This window comes from Micromonospora sp. AB353, from assembly GCF_049538395.1.
In the GTDB taxonomy this organism is placed as follows: Bacteria; Actinomycetota; Actinomycetes; order Mycobacteriales; family Micromonosporaceae; genus Micromonospora; species Micromonospora aurantiaca.
In genome coordinates, this window is the sequence record NZ_JBMVFV010000036.1 from 1 (window position 1) to 24,415 (window position 24,415).

At 74.4% G+C, this 24,415-nt stretch carries 23 protein-coding genes; 7 read left to right on the top strand and 16 right to left on the bottom strand.

The annotated features are described in order from the left end of the window. Window positions 1–358: GNAT family N-acetyltransferase (locus ACPCK6_RS16480; RefSeq protein ID WP_423481545.1), on the top strand; the 358-nt coding region annotated here is incomplete at its 5' end. Between the two features lie 43 nt (window positions 359–401). Here the strand turns inward: ACPCK6_RS16480 and hpf are convergent. The 5 genes from hpf to mtrA all read right to left on the bottom strand — a co-directional run bounded on the left by hpf (window position 402) and on the right by mtrA (window position 6,257). Beyond that, window positions 402–1,046, bottom strand: a complete 645-nt coding sequence (gene hpf / locus ACPCK6_RS16485) for a ribosome hibernation-promoting factor, HPF/YfiA family (RefSeq protein ID WP_318332505.1) — start codon at window positions 1,044–1,046, stop codon at window positions 402–404. A gap of 251 nt (window positions 1,047–1,297) precedes the next feature. Next, window positions 1,298–2,002: a ComF family protein gene (locus ACPCK6_RS16490; RefSeq protein WP_423481546.1), complete on the bottom strand. Its 705-nt coding sequence runs from the start codon at window positions 2,000–2,002 to the stop codon at window positions 1,298–1,300. 7 nt (window positions 2,003–2,009) lie between these two features. Continuing rightward, window positions 2,010–3,809, bottom strand: coding sequence for an LpqB family beta-propeller domain-containing protein (locus tag ACPCK6_RS16495; protein WP_396880027.1), 1,800 nt, complete (start codon window positions 3,807–3,809; stop codon window positions 2,010–2,012). After that, on the bottom strand, window positions 3,806–5,554 hold the full coding sequence (gene mtrB / locus ACPCK6_RS16500; protein WP_396880026.1) for an MtrAB system histidine kinase MtrB: 1,749 nt from the start codon (window positions 5,552–5,554) through the stop codon (window positions 3,806–3,808). The genes ACPCK6_RS16495 and mtrB overlap by 4 nt, the downstream gene beginning before the upstream one ends. A gap of 13 nt (window positions 5,555–5,567) precedes the next feature. Next, complete coding sequence (mtrA, locus tag ACPCK6_RS16505; RefSeq protein WP_088969953.1) at window positions 5,568–6,257, bottom strand: MtrAB system response regulator MtrA; 690 nt, start codon at window positions 6,255–6,257, stop codon at window positions 5,568–5,570. A gap of 215 nt (window positions 6,258–6,472) precedes the next feature. Between mtrA and ACPCK6_RS16510 the strand changes: the two genes are divergently transcribed. From ACPCK6_RS16510 to ACPCK6_RS16530, 5 genes are read left to right on the top strand one after another with little or no spacing between them, the layout of a single operon-like run. Then, entirely contained in the window at window positions 6,473–7,318 is an 846-nt protein-coding gene (locus tag ACPCK6_RS16510; protein ID WP_423481547.1) for a hypothetical protein, read from the top strand. After that, entirely contained in the window at window positions 7,315–7,920 is a 606-nt protein-coding gene (locus ACPCK6_RS16515; protein ID WP_366624176.1) for a DUF4129 domain-containing protein, read from the top strand. Before ACPCK6_RS16510 ends, ACPCK6_RS16515 begins: the two co-directional genes overlap by 4 nt. Beyond that, entirely contained in the window at window positions 7,917–9,218 is a 1,302-nt protein-coding gene (locus tag ACPCK6_RS16520; RefSeq protein ID WP_423481548.1) for a DUF4350 domain-containing protein, read from the top strand. The genes ACPCK6_RS16515 and ACPCK6_RS16520 overlap by 4 nt, the downstream gene beginning before the upstream one ends. Beyond that, window positions 9,215–10,192, top strand: coding sequence for an AAA family ATPase (locus ACPCK6_RS16525; RefSeq protein WP_423481549.1), 978 nt, complete (start codon window positions 9,215–9,217; stop codon window positions 10,190–10,192). The genes ACPCK6_RS16520 and ACPCK6_RS16525 overlap by 4 nt, the downstream gene beginning before the upstream one ends. Then, window positions 10,189–11,499, top strand: a complete 1,311-nt coding sequence (locus tag ACPCK6_RS16530; RefSeq protein ID WP_423481550.1) for a DUF58 domain-containing protein — start codon at window positions 10,189–10,191, stop codon at window positions 11,497–11,499. Before ACPCK6_RS16525 ends, ACPCK6_RS16530 begins: the two co-directional genes overlap by 4 nt. Here the strand turns inward: ACPCK6_RS16530 and ACPCK6_RS16535 are convergent. Then, on the bottom strand, window positions 11,477–12,430 hold the full coding sequence (locus ACPCK6_RS16535; protein ID WP_396880021.1) for a stage II sporulation protein M: 954 nt from the start codon (window positions 12,428–12,430) through the stop codon (window positions 11,477–11,479). The genes ACPCK6_RS16530 and ACPCK6_RS16535 overlap by 23 nt on opposite strands. Before the next feature lie 41 nt (window positions 12,431–12,471). On the opposite strand from ACPCK6_RS16535, the gene ACPCK6_RS16540 reads away from it, so the two are divergent. Then, window positions 12,472–13,425 (top strand): RDD family protein, encoded by a 954-nt coding sequence (locus ACPCK6_RS16540; RefSeq protein ID WP_423481551.1) that lies wholly within the window; start codon window positions 12,472–12,474, stop codon window positions 13,423–13,425. 7 nt (window positions 13,426–13,432) lie between these two features. On the opposite strand, the gene efeB is transcribed toward ACPCK6_RS16540, so the two are convergent. From efeB to nfi, 10 genes are all read right to left on the bottom strand, one after another. After that, window positions 13,433–14,755, bottom strand: a complete 1,323-nt coding sequence (gene efeB / locus ACPCK6_RS16545) for an iron uptake transporter deferrochelatase/peroxidase subunit (RefSeq protein ID WP_396880019.1) — start codon at window positions 14,753–14,755, stop codon at window positions 13,433–13,435. Then, a complete protein-coding gene (gene efeO / locus ACPCK6_RS16550) occupies window positions 14,752–15,882 on the bottom strand; it encodes an iron uptake system protein EfeO (RefSeq protein ID WP_396880018.1) in 1,131 nt (376 codons plus the stop codon). Before efeO ends, efeB begins: the two co-directional genes overlap by 4 nt. A gap of 29 nt (window positions 15,883–15,911) precedes the next feature. Next, entirely contained in the window at window positions 15,912–16,847 is a 936-nt protein-coding gene (gene efeU / locus ACPCK6_RS16555; RefSeq protein ID WP_423481552.1) for an iron uptake transporter permease EfeU, read from the bottom strand. A gap of 187 nt (window positions 16,848–17,034) precedes the next feature. After that, window positions 17,035–18,534 carry an adenosylhomocysteinase gene (gene ahcY / locus ACPCK6_RS16560; protein WP_396880016.1) on the bottom strand — a complete coding sequence of 500 codons (1,500 nt, stop codon included), beginning with the start codon at window positions 18,532–18,534 and terminating at the stop codon, window positions 17,035–17,037. Between the two features lie 288 nt (window positions 18,535–18,822). Further along, window positions 18,823–19,983, bottom strand: a complete 1,161-nt coding sequence (gene manA, locus ACPCK6_RS16565) for a mannose-6-phosphate isomerase, class I (RefSeq protein WP_423481553.1) — start codon at window positions 19,981–19,983, stop codon at window positions 18,823–18,825. Window positions 19,984–19,986: 3 nt separating this feature from the next. Beyond that, window positions 19,987–21,009 (bottom strand): cation diffusion facilitator family transporter, encoded by a 1,023-nt coding sequence (locus ACPCK6_RS16570; protein ID WP_423481554.1) that lies wholly within the window; start codon window positions 21,007–21,009, stop codon window positions 19,987–19,989. Between the two features lie 28 nt (window positions 21,010–21,037). Further along, window positions 21,038–22,234 carry an SIS domain-containing protein gene (locus ACPCK6_RS16575; protein WP_262012440.1) on the bottom strand — a complete coding sequence of 399 codons (1,197 nt, stop codon included), beginning with the start codon at window positions 22,232–22,234 and terminating at the stop codon, window positions 21,038–21,040. Next, a complete protein-coding gene (locus ACPCK6_RS16580; protein ID WP_423481555.1) occupies window positions 22,231–22,437 on the bottom strand; it encodes a Trm112 family protein in 207 nt (68 codons plus the stop codon). The genes ACPCK6_RS16575 and ACPCK6_RS16580 overlap by 4 nt, the downstream gene beginning before the upstream one ends. 199 nt (window positions 22,438–22,636) lie before the next feature. After that, on the bottom strand, window positions 22,637–23,584 hold the full coding sequence (locus ACPCK6_RS16585; RefSeq protein WP_423481556.1) for a hypothetical protein: 948 nt from the start codon (window positions 23,582–23,584) through the stop codon (window positions 22,637–22,639). A 105-nt stretch (window positions 23,585–23,689) separates the two neighbouring features. After that, window positions 23,690–24,409 carry a deoxyribonuclease V gene (gene nfi / locus ACPCK6_RS16590; protein ID WP_423481557.1) on the bottom strand — a complete coding sequence of 240 codons (720 nt, stop codon included), beginning with the start codon at window positions 24,407–24,409 and terminating at the stop codon, window positions 23,690–23,692. Between the last annotated feature and the right edge of the window lie 6 nt (window positions 24,410–24,415).

The following is a 24,415-nucleotide window of genomic DNA, read 5'->3' on the forward strand; positions in this document are numbered from 1 at the left end:
GGGCGAGGCCGCCGACCTGGCGATCCTCGACGCGGCCACCGGCACCGTCGTCGGTGGGTGCGCGCTGTTCTACGACGAGCCGGCCACCGGGCAGGCCATGCTCGGCTACAGCCTGCTGCCCGAGGCGCGCGGGCGCGGGCTGGCGGCCCGGACGGTCCGGCTGGTCGCCGGGTGGGCGTTCGGCGTCGGGGTGGCCCGGCTGTGGGCCGGCACCCGGCCGGACAACGTCGCCTCGCAGCGGGTGCTGGAACGGGCCGGCTTCCGGCGGGAGGGGCTGTTGCGCGGCCGGCTGCCCGGCCCGGACGGCGTCCGTGTCGACTCGGTCGTCTACGGCCGGCTCGCCACCGACGGGAACTGAGGACGGGCCCCCGCGCGGGGGCCCGTCCTGACCGGTCAAGGGGTCACGTGTCGAGCTGGATGATCCCGTAGTCGTACGCGTGCCGCCGGTAGACCACGCTCGGACGGCCGGACTCCTTGTCCTGGAACAGGTAGAAGTCGTGGCCGACCAGTTCCATCTGGAACAGCGCGTCGTCGACGGTCATCGGTTCTGCGGGGTGGACCTTCGCCCGGGCGATGTGCCACGGCTGGTCGTCGGGTTCGGTGTATCCGCTCTCGTCGGGGCGTTCGGCGAGCGCGGTGGCGGTGCCGTGGCCGTCGAGCGCCGCCAGGCCGGGACCGTCGAGGTCGGCCACGGGTAGGCCGGCGGTCGCGGCGGCCACGGAGATCGGCGCGTGCCGTCCGCGGTGGACCCGGCGACGGTCCGCCGCGCGGCGGAATCGCGTGTCCAGCTTGGCGATGGCGGCGTCGAGCGCGCTGTAGAAGTCGTTCGTGCAGGCCTCGGCCCGGATCACCGGGCCGCGCGTCACGCACGTGATCTCCACCCGCTGGCAGGTGTCCGCCTGGCGTGGATTGCGCTCGTGGAACAACTCGACGTCCACGCGAATGAGCTTCTGGTCGTAGCGTTCGATCTTCGCGAGCTTCTCGGCTACGTGCACCCGGTAATGGTCCGGCACTTCGACGTTACGGCCCTTGACCACGATGTCCACGTGACCTCCCTTGTTCGGACGGTCGTTCGGTCCGGATCAGATCCGGTCGACGCACCCGGGAGGGCCCCGCTCGGCGTCGACCGGTGTTGTTCGGCTACGCCTCCTTCCAATGCCGGGGGAAGGTTTGACCCTCACTACCCCCGACACCGAAACGCTAACTCCTGTACGGCCACCCGTCACCCCTGGTTGCCGAAGGCGGTCGCGAAATTTAACAGCTCATACACCAAGGGGTGAAACGGATACACGAAGCGTCACCGACGGTGCCGCTTTTGCGTTGCGGCGAGCACGGCCGCGGCCTTTGGCGTCATTCCCGCGCCGTGCAACATCCGGCTCACCGCCGCCAGCGTGGCGCCGGTGGTGACGATGTCGTCGAGCAGCACGACGGTCTCCCCCGGCCGCTGTCCGGCCGGCGGGCGGCGCAACCGGAACGCCGCCTCGGCGGCGGCGGCCCGTCCGGCGCTGTCCAGCGCCACCGAGTCGGTCCGGGGCAGTGCCCGCAGCGGGCGCAGCACGCGTACCGGCCAGCCGGCCGCGCGCAGGCGGGCCGCAGCCGGGCGGACCAGCCGATCCAGGTGGTCGCCGTAGCGGGCCCGGGCGGCGCGTGCGGTGTCGGGCACCGCCACCAGCGTCACCGGGCCGGGCGGCCCCACCGCCGCCGCGACCACCTCGGCCAGCAGCGCGCCGAGCGGCCGGGCCAGCCCGTGCCGGCCCCGTTCCTTGTACGCCAGCAGCCCTTCGCGCAGCGCGCCGCCGTACGGGCCGAGCGCGACGCAGGGCGGCAGGCCGGGCGGGGCCGGATCGGGCCTCGTCGGGGCGGGACGCAGCGACTCCAGTTCCCGGACGCAGCCGCCGCAGAAGCCGTGCCGCAGCCGTACCGAGCCCGCGCCGCAGCCGGCGCACCCGGCGGGCAGCACCAGGTCGGTCAGGTCCGACCAGAGCCCGCCCAGGTCACGCACGCGCGGCTCAGTAGAGGAAGAACGGCGCGGTCGGGTTGGTCGCCCGGCTGCCGGCCGGAACGTCCAGCACCTGCTCCCGCTTGACGTAGTCGAACGGGTTGTTCCGCCAGGCCGCGCCGTCCGTCTCGAACATGAACGAGAACGCTGCCAGTCCGCGGTCGCCGCCGCCCGGATATCCGGCGAGCTGGGTCACCGGGGCGCCGATCTCCACCGTCAGCGGGGTCTCCCAGGCTCCGTCGACGCTGACCTGGTGGATCGCCGAGCGCCGGTCCGCCTCGTTGCCGGCCAGCGCCAGCTCGTTCTCCGCCACCCAGTCCACCACCGTCACGCCGGTGAGCAGCGTGGTGACCCGGCGGAGCTGCCCGAGGCTGGCCCCGCCACCGTCGGCGCTCACCGCGGCGACGAAGACCGCGCCGCCGGAGACCAGCGCGATCCGGTGCCCGTCGAGGGAACCGGCGACCGCCGTCACCGGGCCGGGGACGGACAGCGGGATCTCGCTCATCCGGCCCGTGCCGTCGAACCGGTAGAGCCGGCCGTCGGCCGCCACCAGACCCGCCGGGCGGGCCTTGTTCAGCGAGCGCAGCCAGGTGGGACGGCTCATCGCCCGGAACGTCCGGTCGCTGGCGCTGAGCGTCGCGACCGGTTCCGGGCCGGTGCCCACCTTGAGCCGCCTGCGGTTGTCCGCCCCGGTCACCACGAGCGCGGCGAGCACCTGGTCGTCGGCGCGGGCGAGCGACGCGGACACCACGTTGCGGTTCTCTGCGGGCGGCAGCGGCGCGGCGGCCCGCGACTCGGTGCCGAACGCCAGGGGACGGACCGCGCCGTCGTAGACGGCGTACCGCATCGGATCGCCGCCACGGGGATAGGCGGCGGCCGAGACCCTCTCCCGCCGCAGGTCGACGGTGAGCCGCTTCTGGTTCTGGATCTTCAGGTCGACCTGGCCGTCCAGGTCCGACAGCGACCACGCCAACTGGGTGCCGAGCCGGGTCAGCCGCTGCTCGTTGGCCCCCGGCATGTTCAGGTTGATCTCCCAGTGGCCGTCCGTGCCGGTCGCGTTGTTGATCAGCTGGGTGCCGTCGGGCAGCCCGGTCACGGCGGGGGACAGCCAGTCCGACGGGCGGTCGGCCAGCCACTTCATCACCTCGGTGATCCGGCGCTCCGTCGGCGCCGACGAGGGCAGGTAGCGCTGGTCCGGCACCAGCCGGGTCAGCTCGGGGTTCCAGAAGTAGACGGTGCGGGGACGGTAGTACTCGCGCACCGCCGAGTCGCTGACCAGCAGCATGTTCGGCAGCTCGGTGATCAGCAGGCCGGTGCCGGCCGGCTCGGCCCGGCGCAGCTCGAAGACGTACTGCGTCTCGCTGGCCACCGGCGGGCCGAGCGTGCCGTCGGCGCGCAGCACGCCCACCTGCTGCACCTTGAGCGTCACGGTGCTGGTGCCCTGGTTGTTCGGCGGCGTGCTCTCCGGCTTCTCCCGCAGCCGCACCACCGTCAGCTCGATCTCGCTGGTCTGCGGCTTGCCCGAAAGCAGGTCGCGGGCCTCCGCGGCGAGGAACTTGCGGGCCCGGGCGTACGCCTGGTCGCGTTCCCCGGCCGCGGCGGCCCGCAGGTAGTTCTCCACGAACGGCACCGGCTCGCTGCTGTCCGCCGGCTCGGGCGGCCGGGCCGGGCTGCCGTTGAGCACCCCGGACTCGGCGGCCGGCGCCGAGCCGTCCACCTGCACGTCGGTCTCGTCCGGGATGCCGCATCCGGCGAGCGCGGCCGGCAGCAGCGCGCCGGTCAGGAGCAGGGCCAGGACGCGGCGCCTCACGGCCGTGCCTCCGCGTGGTCGCCGCCGGCGGGCGGTCCGGCGGTCAGCGCGGCGACGCCGCCGCCGGGCCCGATGGCGGGCAGCTCGCCGTCGCGGGGGCCGCCGAACGGCACCGTGGCGTCGGCCGGCACCAGCCGCAGCGGGCTGGTGGTGAGCCGGTCCCCGGCGCGGGCCGGCAGGGTGAGCCGGAACTGGGCGCCCTGCCCGGGGGCGCCCCACGCCTCCAGCCAGCCGCCGTGCAGGCGGGCGTCCTCCAGGCTGATCGACAGGCCCAGCCCGGTGCCGCCGGTCTGCCGGGCGCGCGACGGGTCGGCCCGCCAGAAGCGGTTGAACACCAGCTTCTCCTCCCCCGGCTTGAGGCCGACCCCGTGGTCCCGCACGGTGATCGCCACCGCGCTCTGGTCCTGGCCCAGGGTGATCCGTACCGGCTTGGCCTCGCCGTGCTCGACCGCGTTGCCGACCAGGTTGCGCAGCACCCGCTCGACGCGGCGCGGGTCGACCTCGGCGATCACCGGAGTGTCCGGCAGGTCCAGCTCGATGGTCACCCCGACCCGCTCGGCCAGCCCGGCCAGCCGCTCGGTGACCCGGTGCACCACCGGCACCAGGTCGGTCGGCTCGCTGTCCAGCACCGCGAAGCCGGCGTCGAACCGGCTGATCTCCAGCAGGTCGGTGAGCAGTTCCTCGAACCGGTCCAGCTCGGCCTGGAGCAGCTCCGCGCTGCGGGCCACCGCCGGGTCGAACTCGTCGCGCTCGGCGAAGATCAGGTCGGCGGCCATCCGGACCGTGGTCAGCGGCGTCCGCAGTTCGTGCGAGACGTCGGAGGTGAACCGGCGTTGCAGCCGGGACATCTCCTCCAGCCGGAGGATCTGCCGTTGCAGGTTCGTCGCCATCTGGTTGAACGAGGCCGCCAGCAGCGCCAGGTCGTCCTCGCCGGAGACCACCATGCGCTGGTCCAGCAGGCCGGCGGAGAGCCGCTGCGCGGTGCGCGCGGCCACCCGTACCGGCGTCACCACCAGGCGGGTGACAAGGGCGGCCAGCAGGCCGAGCAGCAGCACCAGCGCCACGCCGGTGGCGACCACCGTGGCCCGGGCGTCGGCCGCCGTCGCGTCCTGCCGGGCCAGCGGTACGAGGTAGTAGAGCTCGACCTGCCCGAACTTGGTCGGCACCGGGGAGCCGTAGACCAGGTATTTCGTCCGCTCGCCGCCGAGCGAGCCGGTACGGATCTGGTGCGCGACCTTGCCCGAGGCGACAGTGGCCCGCAGCTCGTCGCCGATCACCGTGTCCACCGGCACGTCGGGCGTGGTCCGCGGCTCGATGAACTCGGCGAAGTTGTCGGCGGTGATCGCCACCACCACGCCGCTGGTCTGGGTGGGGTCGCCGCCGGCCAGGTAGTTGACGGTGCCGTCGATGGTGTTCTGGAGCTGCGCCTCCTGCGGCTGGCTGTAGAGGTTGAACTGCTTGGCCGCGTACTCGCTGCCGTTGCTCAACCGCAGCCGCACGTCGGTCTCGGCGTTCTCCAGCAGGATGCTGGTGATCTTGTCGGCGATCAGATAGGCGAAACCGCCCACCAGCAGACTCGACGCCACCAGCGTGATGGTGACCACGCGGACCTGGAGCGACCGCCGCCACGCCTGGTGCACGGCTGCCACCAGCCGGGCGACGCGGCCGGTCAGGGCGAGCCAGAGCGCCCGCACGGCGGAGAGCCGGCGGGGCTCGGGGGTCGGCGACTCGGGCGACGTCAGCACAGTGCTGACCAGGCTATCCGGTACCCGCCTTGTAGCCCACGCCCCGCACGGTCAGGATGATTTCGGGTCGCTCCGGATCCGGCTCGATCTTGGCGCGTAGCCGCTGCACGTGCACGTTGACCAGGCGGGTGTCCGCCGCGTGGCGGTAGCCCCAGACCTGCTCCAGCAGCACCTCGCGGGTGAAGACCTGACGCGGCTTGCGGGCGAGCGCGACCAGCAGGTCGAACTCCAGCGGCGTCAGCTTCACCTCCTCGCCGTCGCGGCTGACCGTGTGGGCCGGCACGTCGATGGTGATCTGGTTGCCGGGCGGGCCGATGGTCAGCATCTCCGGCGCCACGTCCTCGCCCCGGCGCAGCCGGGCCCGCATCCGGGCCACCAGCTCCTTGGGCTTGAACGGCTTCACCACGTAGTCGTCGGCGCCGGACTCCAGCCCGAGCACCACGTCGACGGTGTCGCTCTTGGCGGTCAGCATCACGATCGGCACGCCGGACTCGCCCCGGATGGCGCGGGCCACGTCGATGCCGCTCATGCCCGGCAGCATCAGGTCGAGCAGGACGATGTCGGGACGGCTGTCGCGGAAGGCGGCCAACGCCCGTTCGCCGTCCGCGACGAAGGACGGCACGAAGCCCTCGCTGCGCAGCACGATGCCGAGCATCTCGGCGAGGGCGGGGTCGTCGTCGACCACGAGTACCCGGGCTCTCATGGGGTTTATCGTTCCATCCCCGTTCGTCTGGAGTGTTCGGCGTCTCCACGGCACCGTAGCGCCGGGCGGCCCCGCGCACCACAGCAAGTCGGCGTGGCCGCCCAGCGTGGCGCGCCGGAGCGGACGGGTCCACCGGATGCGGACCCGCCGTGCAACCATGATCCCCCGGGCGTCGCCCCGCCCGCCACCTCCGCTCGCCCCGCCCAGGAGTACGCGTGCCCGACGCCGGCCCGACCGCGGTGCTGCCGCGCCGTCCGCTGACCGTCGGCGAGCTGCTCGACGCGGCAGTGCTGCTGCTGCGCGACCAGGCCCGGGTGCTCGTGCCGCTCGCCCTGCTGCTGGCCCTCGCCGAACAGGCGGTGCTCCACCCGCTGCGCATGCTCGCCGGGGCCGAACCGCCGTACTGGTGGCCGGCCGAGTTCGGCGACGCCCTCCCGGAGTACTGGCTGCTGCTGGCGGCCGGCGCGGGCACCGAGGCGGCGATCGTCGCGCTGCTCGCCGCCCCGGCGGCACGCGGCGCCGGCGCGGCGCTGCTGGGGCGCCGTCCGCGGCCGTCCGAGCTGCTGCGCGGCGCCCGGCTCGGCGTGGCGCTGCCGGCCGCCGTCCTGGTCGGGCTGACCGTCGCCGTGGCCGGCCTGACCGGGCCGGGCTGGTTCCCGGCGTACGCGCTGCTCGGCCTGGTGGTGCCGGTGCTGGTGCTGGACGGGGTACCGGCGCACCTGGCGCCCTGGCGGGCGGTACGCCTGGCCGGCCGGGTCAGCGCCCGGGGCGCCGCGATCCGGCTGCTGGGCTACCTCGGCTGGTGGCTGATCCGGCTCGGCATCGGGCTGGGCGTCTACCAGGGTCTCGGCATGCTGGGCCTGTTCGACGTGTCGGCCTGGGCGCTGCCGCTGACGATCGCCGCCTTCACCGCTGTCAACGCGCTCGCGTACCCGGCGCTCGCCTGCCTGGACGCGGTGCTGCACCTGGAGACCCGGGTCCGCACCGAGGGGCTGGACATCCGGCTCTCCCGCGCGCTGGCCGGCGTGCCCGAGCCCGCCCTGCTGGCGGCGCACCGGTGAGCCGGTGGTGGACCGAGACGGTGGCGGCCCTCGGTGACGTGGTGCCGCTGCCGCTGGCCGCGCTGATCCTGCTGGCGGTCGCGCTGCTGGTGGCGCTGGGCTGGTACTTCTTCCCGGCCTGGGTGCCCCGCCGGTTGCCCCGGTTCACGCTGCCCCGGCTGCGGCGCCCTCGCCTGCCCCGGCTGCGGCTGCCCCGGTTCCGGCGGCCCCGCCGGCGTGCCCGCCGAGCCCGCACCGACCCGCCGGCCGTGCGCCTGCCCGCGCCCCGGCTGCCGGAACCGGCGGCGGCCGGACCCGGGCTGGCCGACCGGCTGGCGGCTGAGGGCCGGTACGCCGAGGCGGTCCGGGAACGGCTGCGCGAGATGGTCCGGCTCCTGGTCGTCCGGCAGGTGGTGGAACCCCGCCCCGGGCTCACCGTCGTGGAGCTGACCGAGGCGGCGGCCCGCACCCGGCCGCGGGTCCGGCCGACGCTGCACGCGGCCGGGGCGATCTTCTCCGACCTCTGGTACGCCCAGCGTCCCGCCACCGCCGCGCACGACCGGCGGATGCGGGAACTCGCCACCGACCTGAGTCGCGAGCTGACCGGCGAGGAGCCGCGGTGACCGCCACTGTCGTACCGGAGACCACGACGACGGCGACCACCGCGGCGCCGCGCCGGCGGTCGTACCGGTTGCTCGTCCCGCTCGGGCTCGCCGTGCTGCTGATCGTGACCACGCTCGTGCTGCGCGCGGCCGACCGGCCCGACGCCGACGAGCCGGGCTTCCTGTCCCCGGTCGCCACCGACGACGACGGCGCCAGCAGGCTCGCGGAGGCGCTGCGGACGCAGGGCGTGCCGGTACGCCGGGAGACGGACCTGACGGCGGCGCTGCGTACCGCCGGGGCCGAGCCGAGCACGCTGTTCGTGCCCGCGCCCGCTCTGGTGCACCCGGACCGGCTCGACGAGCTGACCGCCCTGCCGCCGGGTAGCCGGCTGGTGCTTGTCGAGCCGTCCCGGCGGGTGCTCGTCGAACTGGACATCCCGGTCGAGCCGGCCGGCGGGCGCTGGGCCGCCCGGGCGGTGCCGCCGGATGCCGACGGCACGCCGTGCCGGCTGCCCGAGGCGGTACGGGCCGGCACCGCCGCGATCGACCTGCAGCGCTACGACGGGCCGGCCGAGGTCGACCACTGCTACGGCGGGGCGCTGCTGCGCGTCCCCGGCCGGGTCGAGGTGGTGCTGGCCGGAGCGAGCGACCCGTTCCGCAACGACCGGATCGGCGAGTGGGGCAACGAGACCCTCGCCACCGGCCTGCTCGGCGGCGGGCGTCCGCTGGTCTGGCTCGACCTGCCCGAGCCGGTGCCGGCCCCGACCGGCCCGAGCTGGTCCCCGGATCCGGTCACCGACCAGCCCGCACCGGCCGGCAGCGGCCGGTCGGAGCGGCCCGATCCGCCCGACCGCGCCGACCCGCCACGGGAGAACCCGCTCTGGGGTGCCTTCCCGCTCTGGTTCTGGGCCCTCCTGGTGCAGCTCGCCCTGGCCGGCCTGCTCGTGGTGCTGTGGCGGGCCCGCCGGCTCGGGCCGCCGGTGTCGGAGCCGCTGCCGGTCACCGTCCGGTCCGCCGAGACGGTACGCGGCCGGGCGCGGCTCTACCGCCGGGCGGGCGCCCGGGACACCGTGGCCGCGACGCTGCGCGCCGCCGCCCTGGACCGGCTCGTGACCCGGCTCAACCTGCCCCCGGACACGCCCGACGACGAGGTGGCCGCCCGGGTCGCCGAGCGCGTCGGCGCCGACCCGGAACGGATGGCCGACCTTCTCTACGGCCCCGCCCCGGAGCAGGACCGCGAGCTGCTGGAGCTGGCCCGCGACCTGGACGCCCTGACCCGTACCCTGGCCCCGCATCCGAGCGAAGGAGACACCCGGTGACCGGACCCGTCACGACCACCGCACCGTCCGGCGCCCGCGCCGCCCTGCACCGGCTGCGTGCCGAGGTGGCGAAGGCCGTCGTCGGGCAGGACGCCGTGGTCACCGGCCTGGTGATCGCGTTGCTCTGCCGGGGGCACGTGCTGCTGGAGGGCGTACCGGGGGTGGCCAAGACGCTGCTGGTCCGGACGCTGGCCGCCGCGCTCGACCTGGACGCCAAGCGGGTGCAGTTCACCCCCGACCTGATGCCCGGCGACGTCACCGGCTCGCTGATCTTCGACCAGCGCACCGCCGCGTTCACGTTCCGGGAGGGGCCGGTCTTCACCAACCTGCTGCTCGCCGACGAGATCAACCGGACCCCGCCGAAGACGCAGTCGGCGCTGCTGGAGGTGATGGAGGAGCGGCAGGTGTCCGTCGAGGGCGAGCGCCGTCCGCTGCCGGACCCGTTCATCGTCGTGGCCACCCAGAACCCGATCGAGTACGAGGGCACCTACCCGCTGCCCGAGGCGCAGCTCGACCGTTTCCTGCTCAAGCTGACCGTGCCGCTGCCGGAGCGCGAGGAGGAGCTGGGCGTGCTGCGCGCGCACCACGCCGGTTTCGACCCGCGCGACCTGCGTGCCGCCGGCGTACGCCCGGTGGCGGGCCCCGCGGACCTGGCCGCCGCCCGGGCGGAGGTGCGGGGGGTGCACGTGGCCGAGCCGGTGCTCGGCTACATCGTGGACCTGTGCCGGGGCACCCGGGCCGCCCCGGCGCTGGAGCTGGGCGCGTCCCCGCGGGGTGCCACCGCGCTGCTGAACGCCGCCAAGGCCTGGTCCTGGCTGGCCGGCCGCGACCACGTCACCCCGGACGACGTCAAGGCGGTCGCCCGCCCGACGCTGCGGCACCGGCTGCGCCCGCGCCCGGAGGTGGAGCTGGAGGGCGTCACGGTGGACGCCGTGCTGGACTCGGTGCTGGCCACCGTGCCGACGCCGCGATGACCTGGCGGGCGGGTCTGCTGCTCGGCGTGGGCGCGCTGACCCTGCCGGCCTGGCCGGCGCCGTTCCTCGGCGTCGCCGTACTGACCGCGGCGGTGCTGCTGCTGGTGCTGCTCGACCGGGCGATGGCGGTGCCGCCGGACGCGCTCACGGTGACCCGCTCCGGGGAGCGGACGGTCCGCCTCGGCGGCACCGCGACTGTCACGCTGCACCTGGCCAACCCGACCGACCGCACGCTCTACGCCCAGGTACGCGACGCCTGGGTGCCGTCGGCCGGGGCGCGCCCGGACGTGCCACCGGACCGCCTGCTCGCCGTGCCGCCCGGTGGCACCGCCACGCTGCCGGTCCGGCTCACCCCGACCCGGCGCGGCGACCGCCCGGCGGTGGCGTTGACCGTACGGTCGCTCGGGCCGATGCGTCTGGGCGCGAGGCAGCGCGCCGAGCAGCCCGCGACGCCGCAGTGGACGTTGCGGGTGCTGCCCCGCTTCGACTCCCGCCGGCACCTGCCGGAGAAGCTGTCCCGGCTGCGGGTCATCGACGGCGTGCAGGTGACCCGGGGGCGCGGCCACGGCACCGAGTTCGACACGTTGCGCGAGTACGCGGTGGGCGACGACGTCCGTTCGATCGACTGGCGGGGCAGCGCCCGCCGCGCCGACGTGCTGGTGCGTACCTGGCGCCCGGAGCGGGACCGGCGCCTGGTGTGCGTCCTGGACACCGGCCGCACGTCGGCGGTGCGCCTCGGTGACGAGCCCCGGCTGGACACCGCCATCGACGCGGCGCTGCTGCTCACCGCGCTGGCGGCCCGGGCCGGTGACCGGGTGGACATGCTGGCGGCGGACACCGAGATCCGGGCCCGGGTGACCGGCAGCGGCCGTGCGGCTCTGCTCGCCCGGCTGGTCGACGCGGTGGCGCCGTTGCAGCCCGCGCTGGTCGAGACCGACTTCGAGCTGATCGCCGCCGAGGTGCTGCGCCGGGAGCGGCAGCGCAGCCTGGTGGTGCTGTTCACCGCGCTGGAGGCGGGCGCGATCGGCGACGGGCTGCTGCCGGTGCTGCCCCGGCTGGCCACCCGGCACCGGGTGGTGCTCGCCGCGGCCGGCGACCCGGTGCTGACCGGGCTCGCCACTGCCACTCCGACCGGCCCGGACGACCCGTACGCGGCCGCGTCGGCGTGGCGGGCGCTGGCCGAACGGGACCGGGTACGCGCCGCCCTGTCGCGGTACGGCGTGACGGTGGTGGACGTGCCGGGGCACCGGCTCGCGCCGGCCGTCGCCGACACCTATCTGCGGCTCAAGTCCCTCGGCCGGCTCTGACCGCGCGCCGGCCGAGTACCAGCGCGTACGCCAGGAAGGCCAGCCACACCGTGGCGCCCGCTGCCACCCGCAGCGGGATCGGCACCGGCGCCGGGGTCACGAACGCCTCGATCACCGCGGAGACGGCGAAGACGCCGACCAGACCGGCCGCGACCACGGCGGCGAGCCGTCCCGCCTCGGCGAGAGCCCGGCCGCGTCCGAGGTGCGCGGGCGGGGCGATCCAGGCCCAGGCGGTCCGCAGGCCGACCCCGGCGGCGACGAAGATGCCGGTCAGCTCCAGCAGCCCGTGCGGGGTGATCATGCCGAAGAAGACGTCGGCCCGCCCGTAGGCGATCATCACGCCGCCGACCACGCCGATGTTCAGCGCGTTCTGCCACAGCAGCCAGAACACCGGCACCACGAGCACACCGGCGGCCAGGCACTGGGCGGCCAGCCAGGCGTTGTGCGTCCACAGGCGGAACGCGAACGTGGGCGCGGAGAACTCGGAGTAGTAGCCGGCGAAACCGGAGTCCACCAGTTGCCGGGCCTCCTCGTCGCCGACGAACGCGGCGGCGGTGTCGGGGTTGCCGGCGACGAACCAGATGAGGAAGGCGCTCAGCGCGCTGAACGCGGTGGCCACGCCGCACCACCACGGCCACGCCCGGTAGAGCGCGGCGGGCAGGTCGGCGGCCAGGAACCGGCCCACCGCCGCCCAGGACGGCCGGGGCCGGCCGGTGACCCGGGCGCGGGCCGCGAGGACCAGGTGGGACAGCCGGTTCACCAGCGCCGGTTCGGGTGCCCGGGCGCGCAGCGCGGAGAGGTGCGTGGCGCTTCGCTGGTAGAGCGCCACCAGCTCGTCGACCTCTGCCGCGTCGAGCCGACGCCGCCCGGTCAGGTGTTCCAGCCGCCGCCATTCGGCGCCGTGCTCGGCCACGTACGCGTCGAGATCCACTCACCCTCCCCCGTTCGGCGTCCATGGTGTTCACTGTCGGGGTGCGCGCGCAACCTCCTCCACCGCTCCGTTGGGGCGACGCCGGTCTGGTCAGCGGCGAGGCGGTGGAGCTGGACGTCCGGGTGGCCCGGCTGGGCTCCCGTGTGCTCGCCCTGCTGATCGACGCCGTGATCCAGGTCGCGCTGTTCCTGGTGCTCGGCGCGGTGCTGGCGATGGCGGCGCTCGCCCTGCTCGGTGACTCCCTCGACCTGGCGCTGGCCGGCGCGCTCCAGGTCGTGCTGATGGTGCTGGTCCTGCTCGGTTATCCGGTGACGATGGAACGCTTCGCCGGTGGCCGGACGGTCGGCAAGCTGGCAGTGGGGCTGCGGGTGGTACGCGCCGACGGCGGCCCGGTGGGTGTGGGCCAGTCACTGACCCGGGCCCTCGTGGGCGTCGCGGTGGAGTGGCCCGGGCTGGTGCTGCCGCTGCTGAGCTGGGTCGCGAGCGTCACGGTGATGCTCACCGACCCGCGCGGTCGCCGGCTGGGTGACCTGGTCGCCGGCACACTCGTGGTGCACAGCCGCGGTGCCACGCTGTGGCGGCCGCTGCCACCGGCCCCGCCGCCGCTGCTGGCCTGGGCGGCCACGCTCGACCTGACCCGGTTCGACGACGGGCTGGCGCTGGCCGTCCGGCAGTACCTGGACCGGCTCCCCCAGCTGGCCGAGCCGGACCGTTTCCGGCTGGGCCGGGCGTTGTGGGCGGAGGTCGCCGCGGTCACCTCGCCGCCTCCGCCGTGGGCCGCGCCGGACTGGGTCTACCTGTCCGCCGTCCTGGCCGAGCGGGGGCGCCGGGCGGCGCTGCGGCTGGGCCGGGCCCGGGCGGTCACCGCCACGCTCTGGCCGGAGCTGGTCCCGGCGTCGGCCGCCGTACCGGCCGCTCTGCGTCCCGCCGCGCCGGTCACCGGCCGGTTGCGGTCCGCCGTACCGGACGTCGGCCCCGATCCGGTACGCCGCTGAGCCGGGCTCAGGCGAACAGCGCCCGCCCCCACCAGTCGGCCGCGTCGCGTACGCCGGGCGGGCAGGCGAACAGGCCGCTGGACACGTGCCGCAGGTATTCGTTCATCGCGTCGTTGCGCGCCAGCCGGGTCTGGATCGGCACGAACTGCCGGCGCGGATCCCGCTGGTAGGCGATGAAGAACAGACCGGCGTCGAGCCGGCCCAGCCCGTCCGAGCCGTCCACGAAGTTGTAGCCGCGGCGCAGCAGCCGGGCGCCGCCGTTCGCGTCCGGGTGGGCAAGCCGTACGTGCGCGGTGTCGGCGATGAGCGGCACGCCGTCGTCGCCCTTCGCGGCGAAGTCCGGCTCGTCGAACTCGTCCCGGCGGCCCAGCGGCGCGCCACTGCCCTTGGTCCGGCCGACGATCATCTCCTGCTCGGCCAGCGGGCTGCGGTCCCACGTCTCGATCAGCATCCGGATCTTCCGGGTGACCAGGTAGGAGCCGCCGGTCATCCAGTCCGGACCGTCGCCGGGCTGCACCCAGAGCTGGTCGCGGAGCAGGCCGGCGTCCTCGGCCTTGAGGTTGGCGGTGCCGTCCTTGAAGCCGAACAGGTTGCGCGGGGTGGCCTGGTCCCGGGACGTCGACGAGGTACGCCCGAAGCCGAGCTGCGACCAGCGGACGCTCACCACGCCCATGCCGATCCGGGCCAGGTTGCGGATGGCGTGCACCGCCACCTGCGGGTCGTTGGCGCAGGCCTGGACGCAGAGGTCGCCGCCGGACAGCTCCGGCTTGAGCGCGTCCCCGGCGAAGTGCGGCAGGTCGGCGAGGGCGGCCGGGCGGCGCGCGGCGAGGCCGAAACGGTCCCGGCCCTGCGCGTCCCGGAACAGTGTCGGCCCGAAGCCGACGGTGAGGGTGAGCTGCGACGGAGGCAGTCCGAGCGCCTCGCCGGTGTCGTCCGGCGGGGCCTCGGGCATGCCGCCGACCGCGCCGATCACCCCGGCGTCCTTGCCGGCGGTCATCCGGGCCGCGGCGGCGGTCCACTCCTGGAGCATGGCGACGAGCCGGTCCCGATCCTTCGTGACCACGTCGAACGCGACGAAGTGCAGCCGGTCCTGGGCCGGGGTGGTGATGCCGGCCTGGTGCTCGCCGAGGAACGGCACCGACCCGGCGGCGGATCCGGTGGCTGATGCCTCGTTCCCGCCGGCGAGCAGCGCGCCCGCGCCGCCCGCCACCCCGGCGACGCCCGCCACGCCGACGCCGGCCAGGGTCATCGCCCGGCGCCGGGACAGGCCGCGGCCGGTCCGCTCGCGGTTCGGCTCGCTCGTCGCGTCACCGCCGGCCGGGCCGGTCATCGCGCGACTGCCGCCGCGACCTTGCTGACCGGCTCGGCCAGCGCGTTCACCGCGTCCGACAGCTCCTTCAGCTCGTCCTTGCCGAGCTGGGTGTGCAGCTTCCAGCCGTCGCCGGCGCGGTGCTTGCCGAGCGTGGCCTCCACGTTCGCGAACTCGCTGTCGAGCTGCTTCACCAGGTCGGGCGCGCGCTGCTCCAGCGCCGGGCGCAGCGCGGCGATGGCCGCCTTCGAGCCCTCCAGGTTGGCGTTGAAGTCCCACAGGTCGGTGTGCGAGTAGCGCTCCTCCTCGCCGGTGATCTTGCCGCTGGCGACCTCGTCGAGCAGCGCCTTGGCGCCGTTGGCGAGCTGGAGCGGGGTGAGCTTCTCGGCGTCCGCCTTGGCGACGATCGCCTTGACGTCGACCAGGAGCCGGTCGGCGATCGGGCCGTCGGAGCTGACGTCCCCGGTGGTCCAGAGGTCCTTCTCGATCCGGTGGAAGCCGGTGAACTCCATGCCCTCCTCGACCACCTCCTCGCGACCGTCGATCTTCGGGTCGAGGTCGCCGAAGCTCTCCGCGACCGGCTCGATCCGCTCCCAGTAGGTGCGGGCCACCGGGTACAGCGCCTTGGCCTTCGCCACGTCGTTCGCCTTGACCGCGGCCACGAACTCCTCGGTCTTGGTCAGCAGCGCGGCGGTCTGGCTGCGCACGTACCGCTGGTAGCTCTCGGTGGCCTGGGTCAGCGCGGCGTCGGGGGCGACAGTGGCGGCGGTGCCGGAGACCTTCAGCGCGCCCCGGATGCCCCGGCCGCTCATCCCCGGCTTGCAGGCCGTCTCGTACGTGCCGGCGGTCAGCTCGACGCGCAGCTCACGGCTGAGCCCGGGGGCGATGTTCTCCACCTCGCCCATGACCCGGTCCCCTGCGGCGTAGACGTAGAACTCGTTGACCTTGGAGCCGGTGTTCGTCACCTTGAAGGTCACCTGACCGGCGTCGATCTCGGTGTCGCCGACCTCGCAGACGGTGTCGGTGGCCTTGACGGCGATCGGCCCGCCGTTCGTGGCGTCGGCGTCGTCACCGCCCCCGCAGCCGGCCAGTCCGGCGACGGCGAGCAGCCCGGCGGCGGCGGGCGCGACGAGTCGAGTGGTACGCATCGTGCGGGGTCTCCTCGGAAACGGGTGGTTCAGGCGCGGGGGGACGGAACGGCGGCGACGTCGGCCGGCGCGCCGGACGTGTCGGCTGCGGGCGCGGCGGCCGGGACCGGCTCGGCGGACCGGGCGGGCGTCGCGGGCTGAGCGGGCTGAGCGGGCTTGGCCGGCTTACGCAGGAAGAGCACGAGCACCGGCACCGCGTACGCGACCCAGGCGGCCAGCTCCAACACCGTCGGCGCGGCGGTGACGTTGAACATGCCGGCGAGCAGCGCCCCGTACCAGGAGCTCGGGTCGAGCGTGTTCGAGATGTCGAAGGCCAGGTCGTTCAGGCCGGGCAGCACGCCCGCCTCCTGGAAGTCGTGCACGCCGTACTTGAGGATGCCGGCGGCGACCAGGATGAGCAGCGCGCCGGTCCAGGTGAAGAACCGGCTCAGGTTGATCCGTACCGCGCTGCGGTAGAGCAGGAAGCCGATCACGACGGCGGTGGCGATGCCGCCGGCCAGGGCGAGCAGCGAGCCGGGCCCGGTGCCGCCGGCCGCGCTCTCGGCGGCGGCGTAGAAGATGAGCGCGGTCTCCAGGCCCTCGCGGATCACGGCGAGGAACGCCATGCCGGCCACGGCCAGGGAGCCGACGGCGAGCGCGTCGGTGAGCTTGCCGCGCAGCTCACCGGCGATGGTGCGGGCGGCCCGGCGCATCCAGAAGATCATCCAGGTCACGAACACCACGGCGGCGACCGACGTGACCGCCTCGAACAGCTCGCGCGACTCGGAGGTGCGCAGCAGCGAGGTGGAGGTGTACTGGATCAGGGAGCCGAAGCCGACGGACAGCGCCACGGCCAGGCCGACACCGGCCCACACCTGCGGCAGCCGGTCCCGGCGCTGTGACTTGACCAGGAAGGCGACGAGGATGCTGACCACGAGCGTCGCTTCCAGGCCCTCGCGCAGGCCGATCAGGTACGTGGCGAACATGGAGACTCCGTAGTCAGGCTTGCCTCAGTTAACTTAGGGCAGCCATACCTTGCTCCTGTTCACAGCAAACGTCAAGCTGATCCGGGTAACGTCACCCGGCTCGACATCCGCCGGACTCCCCCCGTACGCGAGAAGGACCGGGACGGCCGCGCGGCGGCCGACCCCGGTCCCTCCGGGAGCGTGGAACTCAGTAGCGGTAGTGGTCCGACTTGAACGGGCCCTCCGGGGAGACGCCCAGGTAGGCGGCCTGCTCCTTGGTCAGCGTGGTCAGCTTCGCGCCGAGCGCGTCCAGGTGCAGCCGGGCGACCTTCTCGTCCAGGTGCTTGGGCAGCACGTAGACGCCGATCGGGTACTCGTCGGTCTTGGTGAACAGCTCGATCTGGGCGATCGTCTGGTTGGCGAACGAGTTCGACATCACGAAGCTCGGGTGGCCGGTGGCGTTGCCCAGGTTCAGCAGGCGGCCCTCGGACAGCACGATGATGGCGTGGCCGTCGTCGAAGCGCCACACGTCGACCTGCGGCTTGATGTTCTCCCGGGTCACGTCGCTGCGCTTGGCCAGACCGGCCATGTCGATCTCGTTGTCGAAGTGGCCGATGTTGCCCACGATGGCCTGGTGCTTCATCCGGGCCATGTGCTCGTTGGTGATGACGTCGAAGCAGCCGGTCGCGGTGATGAAGATGTCGGCCTGCTCCACCACGTCGTCGAGCGTGGCGACCTGGTAGCCGTCCATCGCCGCCTGGAGCGCGCAGATCGGGTCGACCTCGGTCACCACGACCCGGGCACCCTGGCCGCGCAGCGACTCGGCGCAGCCCTTGCCCACGTCGCCGTAGCCCATGACGACGGCCATCTTGCCGCCGATCAGCACGTCGGTGGCGCGGTTGATGCCGTCGATGAGCGAGTGGCGGCAGCCGTACTTGTTGTCGAACTTGCTCTTGGTCACCGAGTCGTTGACGTTGATGGCCGGGAAGAGCAGCGTGCCGGCGCGGTGCATCTCGTAGAGCCGGTGCACGCCGGTGGTGGTCTCCTCGGTGACGCCCTTGATGCCGGCGGCGATCCGGGTCCAGCGCCGGCCGTCCTCGGCCAGCGAGCGGTGCAGCAGTTCGAGGATGACCGCGTACTCCTCGGAGTCGGCGGACTCGACCGGCGGCACGACGCCGGCCTTCTCGAACTCGGCGCCCTTGTGGACGAGCAGGGTGGCGTCGCCGCCGTCGTCGAGGATCATGTTCGGACCCTGCCCGTCCGGCCAGTTGAGCACCTGCTCGGTGCACCACCAGTATTCCGGCAGCGTCTCGCCCTTCCAGGCGTAGACCGGCACGCCCGCAGGGGCCTCCGGGGTGCCCTCGGGACCGACCACGATCGCCGCGGCGGCGTGGTCCTGGGTGGAGAAGATGTTGCAGGACGCCCAGCGGACCTGCGCGCCGAGCGCGACCAGGGTCTCGATCAGGACGGCGGTCTGAACGGTCATGTGCAGCGAGCCGGTGATGCGGGCGCCGGCCAGCGGCTGGGCCTCGGCGAACTCACGCCGGATCGCCATCAGGCCGGGCATCTCGTGCTCGGCGAGCCGGATCTCCTTGCGCCCGAACGCGGCGAGCGACAGATCCGCCACCTTGTAGTCGCCCTCGGCGAGGGTGCTCGGCCGGGCCTGCGACGACGCGCCGCTGGAGGCCGCCGGGAGGGTGCTGGTCATGGAAGCTCCTGTCGAACGATGGTGGTGCGCAGCCTTCCACCTTACGCTCGCGGACCACTCGACCCGTGCCCGGTTGGCCGACCGCGCAATCGGCCGGTCGGCGGACAGCGCACGGGGCGGTCGGTCGTGAGCGGACTCTCCACTCACGGCCCGGCCGCCCCGCGCATCCCCCCGGTTTGGTTCCCCCGCACGTCACCGGACCTTCGTCGCGACAACGCTGCGTACCCATAGAGTCACACCACGCAGGGTGACCGTCAAGCCGTTTCGGGAAAGTCGGACTTGTCCGGGTCAGTGCATGCCGCAAGTGGCGACGAACGCCTCGCCCGCCCCGCTCACCGCCAGCGGGCCACCGGCCGCCGTACCCACAGCGGCCTGACCCGCGTCCAGCGTCACCGACCCCACGCCGTCGTCGACGGTCAGCTTCCCGGCCCGGCAGAGCACCACCCGCGGCCCGGGCAGCGTCAGCCGCACACCCGCCGACCCGGCGGCCACCTCGACCCGGTGCAGCGCGAAGTCCTCCACCGGCACCGGCCAGGTCAGCACGCCCGGCTCCACCTGCTCCGGCCGCAGCACCGGCCGGGTCAGCACCTCGAACCGGAGCACCCGCAGCAACTCGTCCACGTCGACCCGCTTCGCGGTGAACCCGCCGCGCAGCACGTTGTCGCTGGCCGCCATGATCTCCACGCCGGTGCCGCGCAGGTAGGCGTGCAGGTTCCCGGCCGGCATCCAGATGCCCTCGCCGGGCGCCAGCCGGACATGATGCAGCAGCAACGCCACCACCACGCCCGGGTCGGCCGGATAACCGGCCGCCAGCGCGCGGACCAGTTCGGCGTCCGCCGAGGCCGGCCCGGCCTCCGCCGCCGCCAGCACGGCCGCCACCAGCCCGGCGCGCTCCGCCTGCGGCCAGCTCAACAGCAGGCGGACCGCCTCCCGCAGCCCCGCCGGCCCGTCGCGCAACGCCGCCACCACAGGTTCCAGCGCGGGTACGCCGAACGCGGCGATCGCCTCCGCCGACTCCCCGGGGTCGCGGAAGCCGCACAGCGCGTCGAACTCGGAGAGCGCCACCAGCAGCTCCGGCTTGTGGTACGGGTCCACGTAGTTGACCCGCCCCACGTCGGCGGCGTGCCCGGCGCGGGCCTGCTCGGCGTCCGGATGCGCCTGGAGACTCAGCGGCGAGTCGGCGGCGAGCACCTTCAGCAGGAACGGCAGCCGGGTGCCGAACCGGCCGACCAGCCGCTCACCCAGCCAGTGGCCCGGCTCGGCCGCCAGCAGGTCGGTGAGGCTGACCGGCCGGCCGTCGCGCTGCACGGTGGCCGGGGCGCCCGGGTGGGCGCCCAGCCACAGCTCCGCCTCCGGCCCGTTGCTCGGCACCGGCCGCCCCTGCAACTCGGCGATCGCGGTGCGCGAGCCCCAGGCGTAGTCACGGATCCGGCCCTGCAACAACTCCATCGGTCAGCTCCCGGGCCGCCCGGCGACCTCGTCGGCCGCGTGCGTCCCACCGGTGGTCACGGCCTCCGGGACGGCGGTGTCCGCCGCCTGCCCGGTGCCGGCCTGCTCGGCGGCCGGCGAGTAGATGTCCGGCTCCAGGTAGATCACCCGGGCCGTCGGCACCTCACGCCGGATCCGCGCCTCGACGGCGTTGATGTCGCGGGCCAGGTCGTGGGCGGTCTCCCGGGCCGGCACCGCGATCTTCGCGGCCACCATCAGCTCCTCCGGGCCGAGATAGAGCGTCTTCATGTGGATGATCCGCTCGACCTCGGGACCGTTCGTCACGGCCTGCTCGATCTTGTCCAGTTCGCTCTGCTCGGCGCCCTCGCCGAGCAGCAGGCTCTTGGTCTCGATCGCCAGCGTGATCGCGATGATCACCAGCAGCACGCCGATCATCGCGGTGCCCGCGGCGTCCCACATGCCGTTGCCGGTGATCAGCGTCATGCCGACGCCGAACAGCGCGAAGACCAGACCGACCAGGGCGCCGAAGTCCTCCAGCAGCACCACAGGCAGCTCCGGCGCCTTGGCGCGACGGATGAACCGGACCCAGGTCTGCTTGCCCCGGACCAGGTTCGACTCCTTGATCGCGGTACGGAAGGAGAAGCTCTCCATCACGATCGCCGCCACGAGCACCGCCACCGGCACCCAGTGCCAGTTCTCGATCGGGTGCGGGTCGGACGCCTTGTGGTACGCCTCGTAGAGCGCGAACAGGCCACCGAGGCTGAACAGCACGATCGCCACGATGAAGGCGTAGATGTAGCGCTCCCGGCCGTACCCGAACGGGTGCTGCGGCGTGGCCTGCCGCTTGGCCCGCCGGCCGCCGAGCAGCAGCAGGCCCTGGTTGCCCGAGTCGGCCACCGAGTGGATCGACTCGGCCAGCATCGACGACGAGCCGGTGAGGGCGAACGCGATGAACTTGGTGACGGCGATACCGAGGTTCGCCGCCAGGGCGGCGACGATCGCCTTCGTGCCCCCGTTTGCGCTCATTCCCCGCCTCGCTCGATGCCCCGTGTGCTCACTGGTTGGCCAGCTCCTTCATCTCCGTGATGGCCGGTACCGCCATCGGGTCCAGCCCGTGTGCCAGGGCCAGGTAGATCGAGGCGAAGTCGGGGACCGCCACCAGCGACGCGAGCCGCTCCAGCGCGGAGCCGCCCTCGGCGGTCACCACGTCGCAGCGCACGCCGCGCCGCTCGGCGAGCGTCTGCACCGCGTCCGCGCGGCGCTCCTCGACCGCCAGCGGCTCGTCGGTGTCGTCGTCGGCGTTGAGCCCGCCGTCGCGCAGCAGCACCAGCCGCAGCCGGGTGCCGTCGGGCTCGTCGTCGCCCGGGTCGGCGAAGATGTCCCGCTCGCCCTCGGCCAGGCCGCCGAACACCCCGTCGAGCAGGCCGACGCGGCCCCGGCCCGCCTCGCCCAGCGCGCCGGCGACCACCGGGTAGCGGGCGTTCGCGGACAGCGTGTCACCGAACCGCCGGGCGGCCACGGTGGCCAGCGGGGACGAACCCCACACGATCGGGATCGAACCGGACAGGCCCAGCGCCAGCGACTTCGCCGGGTTGACGAAGGACTCGGCGGTCGGCCGGCATCGATCGGCGTCGGCGTCCAGCCGGGCCGCCGTCTCGGCCAGATCCGCCTCGTTGACCTTCACGAGCCCGAGGGTACGGGCGGCCAGCAGAACCGGCACGGTGAGCGCCCAGAGGCTGGCCCGGGCCGGCGCGCGCCGCGGCACCGGGATGAACGGCGCCCGCGCCCGCTCCGCCACGGACTGGAGCTGCGAGTCGGGCGCGCCGACAGCGACCAGCCGGGCGCCGCGCCGGTGCGCCGCCTCGGCCGCGCCCAGCGCCTCCGGGCTGCGACCGGACGCGCTCACCGCGATGACCACGTCCGCCGCGCCCACCCAGCCCGGCACGCCGGCGCTGCGGTGCGGGATGACCGGCACCGGGCAGCGCGGCCCGGCGACGGTGGCCAGCACGTCGCCGGTACGCCCGGCGGTGCCGATGCCGGCGATGACCACCGCGCGGGGTCGTCCGTCGTCGGCGAGCACTGTCAGATTCGCCTCGGCGGCCAGCGCCGCCGACTCGCGCACCTGCGCGCCGGCGGACGCGGTGAACCGGAGCATGCCGCCCGGATCCCGCTCGGAGAGCTGCGCCGCGTCGTCCAGCAGGGCCTCGTCCGCGTGCCGGTGGCCGCTGACCCCGGCCGTACCCTCCATCACCGCGGCGACCCGCCCCGCGCGTCGTCGGCGGCGGGTCCACCACGCGCCTCGTCCAGCAGGAGCACCGGGACGTCGTCCCGGACCTCGAAGATGCGACCGCACTCGGTGCAGGTGAGCGTCTGCGCCTGCGCGTCGTAGTCGAGCGGGGCGTGGTGCGTGTCCGGGCAGGCGAGGATGTCGAGCAACTGCGGGTCCAGGGCCACGGCGCGGCTCCTTCCACGTATGCGGTCTCACCGGTCGGCGGTGCCGATCGGCGCACGCGATCTTATCGGCCGAGCGGCCCCGGCACCGGGCCCCGTTCGGCCCCGGTGTTCCGTCCTCCGGTCGGGCAGGTGGCGGCCACCGGGTCACGGCGCGACCACCCACCGTCACGGTAACCCCGGGAGCGGGTCGGGTTCCGGCTCAGTCCGGCAAGCGGGGCAAGACGCTCGTCGCGTCCCCGGCGGGTGGGGCCGGTGGCGTCGGGGCGGACGCGGGCGCGCCGTACACGTTGCCGGCCGGGCGGGGCGGCGTCGCACCCCCGTACACCGTGGGGGCCGGTCCGGGCGTGCCGGAGCGGTAGGTGGTGGTGCTGCGCGGCAGCGGGACCGGCGGGAGGCCGGTGTCCGCGCCGCCACCGCTGCGGTCGGCGCGGTTGCGGCGCAGCAGCAGGACGATGAGGGCGGCGCCGACCAGCACCAGCCCGATACCGAACCACATGATCATGGAACCTCCGAACGACGAGTCGTCGGCCGCGGCGGTGGCCGGGGCGACGGCGGCGGCGACCGGCGACGTGTCGGCCACCTCGGCCGCCGTGGCCTCGCTCGCGCTGGGCGTCGGCGAGGGCTTACGGGACGGGGTGGGACTCGGCGTCGGCGCGCCCACCAGCCGGGCCGACCCGCCGGCCCGGCCGAGCACGTCGCCGTTCGCGGCGCTCGCCTCACCCGCCAGCTCCAGCCGGCCGCCGACAGTCCCGGCCAGGAACGACACCCGGTAACGCACGGTGACGCCCTTGCCCTTGCACAGCGGCCGGTCGACCGGCGCCACCGCGGCGGTGGCGGCGGCGCCGCCGTCCCCGGAGACCTGCACCGGCACCCATCGGCCGCCGGAGGCCACCTGCACCCGGACCTGGTCGGCCCGCAGGCCCTCCAGCCGGAGCCCGACAGCGGTACGCAACTGCACGCAGCCGTCCGACCGCTTACGCACCTCGACCGCCACCGTCCCGGGCGGACCACCGGCGGTGAAGCTCCTCGCCGCGCGCAGTCCCACCCGGTCGTCCCGGGCCGACGCCGGTGACGCCGGGACGGCGATCAGGCCACCCAGCAGCGCGCCGACCATCGCCCACCGCGCCGCGTGCCGCCCTGCCGACATCTCCACCTCACCGTTGCGTCCGGACCGGATCCGCCGGTCAGGTTACTACCGGCCCCTCCGGGCACCCGCGCATCGAGCACGCCACATGTGTGCAGCGCCACGCGTTCACCGCCCGCCCAGGTCACCGCCCGACGCGCCTGCATCGGCGAGCGCCCGCCGGCACAGCCGGTCGGCCGTACGGGTGGTCTCCGGCAGCCGGTACCGGGGCGTCAGAGCCAGTACCCGCTGCACCGCGTCGTCCAACCCCATCCGGTGCCCGACGCTCACGAAGACCGGCCGGACACCGTCCTGAGTCCGCAGTACCCGCCCGACCACCTCGCCGCCGTCGCACAGGTCGGCACTGTCACCACGCGCGGGACCGGGACCGGTCCACGAGCCGACGAGCGGCGTCTTGCCCACCCCGATCGTCGGCAGCCCGGTCACCAGACCCATGTGGCAGGCCAGCCCGAACCGGCGCGGGTGCGCCAGCCCGTGCCCGTCACAGACCAGCAGCTCGGGACGGACGGTGAGCCGGTCCAGGGCGGCGAGCAACGCCGGCATCTCACGGAACGCGAACAGCCCCGGCACGTACGGGAAGGCGGGCCGCCCCACACACACCGCCTCGTCCACCACGTCGAGGGTGGCACCGTCGAGGACCGTGACGGCCGCCGCGAGCAGGTCACCGTCCTTCGCGTACGCCACGTCCAGGCCGGCCACCGTCGCGGGCGCGGCAGGACCGGGCCCGACCAGGTCCACCCGGGACCGCAACTCCTCCTGTACGCGTCGCGCTTCCGCCACGTCGGCGGGCGGCACATAGGGCACGGGTGGGCCGTCGGTGGGGGGCATGGCGTT